This is a genomic window from Bradyrhizobium acaciae (assembly GCF_020889785.1).
Lineage (GTDB): Bacteria > Pseudomonadota > Alphaproteobacteria > Rhizobiales > Xanthobacteraceae > Bradyrhizobium > Bradyrhizobium acaciae.
Window position 1 is genome coordinate 1 of sequence record NZ_JACMYK010000257.1, and the last position, 4408, is coordinate 4408.

Here is a 4408-nt window from a genome sequence, read left to right on the forward strand (position 1 = left end):
CGCCGGCGGTGCACGGCAAGGCCCGCTGCCGCATGCACGGCGGCGCAGCGGGATCCGGCGCGCCGAGGGCAAACCAGAACGCGCGCAAGCACGGCCTGTTCACCAGGGATGCGATTGCCGAGCGAAGGAAGATTCGGGAATTGTTGGGGGAAGCACGGAAGCTGTTGGGGGAGATAAGGTGAGCACCTACTTCAGCAGCGTTTGCACAATGCTGAGGGTGAGCTGAAGGAAGCGTCCGCCTCATTGGATCACGCGACAAACCATCTGGCCAACTTCATCAAGGCGCGGATGTGTTTGCTTCGTCGCTCGCTCCGAAACAGAACTCTTCAAGAGCTTCGATGGCCTTCAGCCTGAGAGAGGTCAAGCAAGGTGGGGATGACCGGACGATTCTCGAAAACCTCTGCTCCACTGGGGAAGAGCATTTCCGCGATCGGCCTGCCACGACTTTTGATGGTAAGCTTCGAGTTCGTGCCCGCACCATGGACAACGCCACCTTGATCGACGATCAGTGTCATGTTGGTAATCACATTGTGATTTTCGTCTTCCGCGTCCACTCCGGTGATTGCTTGGATAGACGTTGTGGGAAGCAACAGCTTGTGCTTGTCGAAGTTGTCCAGCCTGCCAATCTCCCAGACTTTAAAGATGCCCCCCTTATAGGGTTGAATCTTGTCGGCGATGAAAGTCGCGAATTTGGGAAAGCCTTTGTTTATCTCTCGAAAACTATGTCCGGCCAAGAGCTGTTCCCGCGTTTGACCTGCAGGGAACGTAATCCGATTGTTGTCCTTTCCCACGTAAGATGTGCTGATGTAGTCAAATGCAGACCGCAGATTGTGGGCGGTATCTCCGATGACGAGCGATAGATCGATTGGCACCACGGCGATCGATTCAAGCTTCAGAATGTTTTCTCCTGATCTCGGATCGACCTCGATCTTCAACTTGCAAAAATCGGTTCTGTAGAACGCCTCGGAGAGCCGTTTCAGCTCCATAATGTGCTGTTCGGCCCGCTTGACTTTAAGTCTTGCGTTGTCAAAACGAGTCGTCGTGTTGCTCATAACAAAACCCTGGATCAAGTAAAAAACTCGAGAGCTCGCGTTACTTATGTTTGGTCGTGCCGTTTCCGGGATTCACTTCTTCAGCAATTCTTCCTCGGCTATCTTGGCTCCTGATGGTGAAATGCGAGCTAGCCCTTGTTCGGCGTTGAACTCAATCAGACGGTCCTTATGCAGTGGCCGCAGTACCTTGCTGCGAAACATGCTCGCGCTGGAGTATTCAACCCAGTTAAGAAGATCTGTTGCTGAAACCCAACCCGTGCTGTGATGCAGCAGCACAAGCACTTGGTTCTTCGCGGTCATCTTGGAATCAAGCACGCGCTTGATTTCTCCAACCGCCCAAATGAGTGGTGACTTTCGTTCCACTAAGGCATCAACGGTCTGCTGTGCTTCGTCGGTCTTCACGCCGTGGAAGATGCGCACCAACTCCGCCATCATCCAACTCGCCATGGCCTGCACCGCTTCCGCGTCCATATGGTTGGGGTCAACGTCGCCGCCGACATGCCCAACACCCCGGTTATTGCGAATCTCGTAAAGCACCGGCAGTAAGCGCGGAATAAGTACTCGCAGGCTGCGGTCCCCTACGCGGGTTGGATCAGGACTTTGTCTTTCGAGTGCTTGGCAGGCCGCCAGCATGTTGTTGGGCTTACCGCCTTTGGCTGGGAAGTTGCCTTTGAGCGCGCCGTCGACGACCGAATAAGCTACTTCGCAGAACTTTCCAGCGTTGAGCTCGGAAGGCTCCCAGCGGCGCTCCAGGTAGTTCGACATGATCTTCTGGTAGCTATCAAGCAACTCTTCTCGGAGGGCCTGCGGCAGCGCCGCAAGCACGCGAGATGGATCGATCATGTCAACCGCCTGCTACTTCTTTCACGAGCGCAGCGCCGCGCTTCACGCCAACATTCGTCAGCGAGTAGCCTTTGGTCTTGTCACCCGTGAATTCCCCGCCTTTGTTCTTCTTCAGGTTGGTGGCGTGATTGGTTGGGTCGAAACAGCCAATCGTTTCGCAAAAACTGCGCGCTGTAGCGTCATCGAATGATCTGTCGTTCGCGGCAAGGTATTTGCCCAGACCGGTCAAGATGTAGGCGTTGACTGTCTGGTCCTTCTTCGTCTTGCCGGGTGCATGGAGCAGATCGAATGTGGCGTCTTCATTGAAATGGAACACCCGATCTAACTGTTCCGCTGAGACCTCATTCTGCTTCATCCATTTGGTGATCTGCGGCGGGTAGTCGCCATCACCATCACTATCGTTGTTGCCACTGCTCCCCCCTGATTTCTCCTGCCTTGGCTTTTACAAGGACGCTTCGCCCAAGAACATCATTGCCGCTGCTACTATTCTCTGACGCTGTGCGGAAGACAGCGGCTCGAGAAGTTTGATAATGGCGGTCAACGTCTCCGGAGTGGCTTTAACGTCAGCAGGCTCTGCATCAGACGCCGCGACCGGTCGTGTGGCTGCCGTAGTGCTGGTTTCGCTTTGATCGTCCATAATTTAGTTGCCTCGTATGGCGTCTGCCTATGAAAATGGCATGCAGAAGCCGCAACTGGAAGGGCAACTTAGGGATACTCACAACCCTGCGACAGAAGCGCGCGGTTGGTCCGCGCGCTTCCTTGATTGGCGAGGGCGGCCAAACCAGCACAAAAATCGAATTGCGGTGACAGTGCCCTGGTCTGTGCGCGCAGGTGAGATGTCATCCGTGCGCGACCCGCTCCACACGCGATGAGGCGAAACCGCGATTGAGATCGATCGCAGCAACGACAGATATTTGAGTGCCCTGTCATCGCAATTCGAATCGATGGTACCCCCTCAACCAACTGATTTCAGATGCCTTTTCGTTAATGAAATCTCAGTCAGAGACTGCTATATTATTGATATGGATAAGCTAACCGCCTCCTCGACCGCAGCGCACATTCAGGCCCTCGCCCGGAGGTTTCGCGTGTCTCATTCCGAGGGTCCGAACGACCGCCTGGCCCATCATATCTCGCGCCTGGCCGGGGATACGGTCGAACTGGACGAGATCGAGCGGCTACTCATTGGCCTGGTCCGCGCGGAGCGAACCACACGCCCGGAAATGATCCTTCTTCAAGCCCGCTATCTGCGTGAATCCAGGCCGTGACGTTTGATCCGTTCGGCGATCTCGAAGCGCGCGGATACCTAGCGTCACAGTGACAGTGCACTTAACTCCTTCGCAGCTCCCAAGGGCGTTGTGACGGGTGATCAAGTGCACCGTAATTCCCGGTTCGGCTGCAATCCGGCTGGCTTTGTCGACGACGGGGAGATCGACAAGCTCTCGCTCAATTGAAAAAGAGCAGCGTACCGTTCACCCAGATCTGGATGGGATCGTCGCCGTTCGAATCCGACAACCTGACCTGACAGGCGAGCGTATTCTGGCCTGAGAAAAAGACGTTGGTGACGAACTGGCCCAGCGGCCGTTCGGTCAGATGGGCGCCGCCGTCGGTGACAAATGCGCCCGACACCGATCTCAAGGTGATGAGCGCTCCGCTTCCCGGAGGAGATGTAAACTGGGAGGTCTGAGTGGTCGGACGTCCCGGGGCCAAGTTCCCCGTGCCGCCGCCATTGAAGAAGAAGAAACTGAAACCGGCGAAGCCGGCAAGGCCACCTACGCCCGTCCATGGATCGACAGAGCCATTGGCCTGATCAAATGGCCTGATGCCGTGCTTGTCGTCAAAGCTGAAGGTGGGGTGCAAGACCGGATTTTTCATTTATACCGTCCTCAAATATTCTGTTTCAGAGAAAAGCAGCGACGACTTCAGGATAAGCGGCACCCATCCGAGCAGATGTGAGAAATCCCACATCGTAACGCGGAATTGATACCTTGTGTGATGCAATCAGTACGGGTGACCGATCAAACGTCATCGACGCGCAATCAAGGGCGCAGCAGACCGCATCGCGTTTCCGGATCATGGGCGTCCAGGCGTGAGGCTGCGGCCTGTCGCGGTGACAGTGTGATGAGGCCACCGTCACAAAAGCGCCGTCGCCACCTTGACGTTCGGTCCATCAAGACAATAAATGATAAGCGTCATATAACATATGACCCGACGCCCGGGCGGTCTCTCGTCCGGGCCATCCCGGTTCGCACGACGGGCACGACAGGAGCACCATGCGTCGAATTGTTGTGACGGGCCTGGGGACGGTGTCCCCGCTGGGCTGTGGCACCGAACTGGTCTGGTCGCGGCTGCTGTCGGGGCAATCGGGGCTTCGTACCTTGCCGGAATGGGCGATGAGCCTTCCGGCGCGCGTCGCAGGCCAGGTGCCTGACAAGGCCGGGGATGCCGAGGGCGGGTTCGATCCCGATCTCGCGGCGCCGCGCAAGGACCAGAAGAAGATGGACCGGTTCATCCTG

General features: G+C 56.4%; 6 protein-coding genes and 1 pseudogene. 3 read left to right on the plus strand and 4 right to left on the minus strand.

Annotation, left to right across the window (positions count from 1 at the left end; translation table 11 throughout):
- A pseudogene (locus tag H8A92_RS39685) lies at nt 1-182 on the plus strand (HGGxSTG domain-containing protein); the annotation flags it as partial.
- A 144-nt stretch (nt 183-326) separates the two neighbouring features.
- Here H8A92_RS39685 and H8A92_RS39690 read toward each other — a convergent pair.
- From H8A92_RS39690 to H8A92_RS39700, 3 genes are all read right to left on the minus strand, one after another.
- Complete coding sequence (locus H8A92_RS39690) at nt 327-1052, minus strand: hypothetical protein (RefSeq protein WP_229200693.1); 726 nt, start codon at nt 1050-1052, stop codon at nt 327-329.
- Nucleotides 1053-1124: 72 nt separating this feature from the next.
- A complete protein-coding gene (locus H8A92_RS39695; protein WP_229200694.1) occupies nt 1125-1895 on the minus strand; it encodes a hypothetical protein in 771 nt (256 codons plus the stop codon).
- A 1-nt stretch (nt 1896) separates the two neighbouring features.
- Nucleotides 1897-2250 (minus strand): hypothetical protein, encoded by a 354-nt coding sequence (locus H8A92_RS39700; RefSeq protein WP_229200695.1) that lies wholly within the window; start codon nt 2248-2250, stop codon nt 1897-1899.
- A gap of 667 nt (nt 2251-2917) precedes the next feature.
- On the opposite strand from H8A92_RS39700, the gene H8A92_RS39705 reads away from it, so the two are divergent.
- Nucleotides 2918-3160, plus strand: coding sequence for a hypothetical protein (locus H8A92_RS39705; protein ID WP_229200696.1), 243 nt, complete (start codon nt 2918-2920; stop codon nt 3158-3160).
- A gap of 178 nt (nt 3161-3338) precedes the next feature.
- On the opposite strand, the gene H8A92_RS39710 is transcribed toward H8A92_RS39705, so the two are convergent.
- Nucleotides 3339-3767, minus strand: coding sequence for a hypothetical protein (locus H8A92_RS39710; protein WP_229200697.1), 429 nt, complete (start codon nt 3765-3767; stop codon nt 3339-3341).
- Between the two features lie 398 nt (nt 3768-4165).
- Between H8A92_RS39710 and H8A92_RS39715 the strand changes: the two genes are divergently transcribed.
- The coding region (locus tag H8A92_RS39715) for a beta-ketoacyl synthase N-terminal-like domain-containing protein (protein WP_274613594.1) at nt 4166-4408 on the plus strand (243 nt) is incomplete at its 3' end.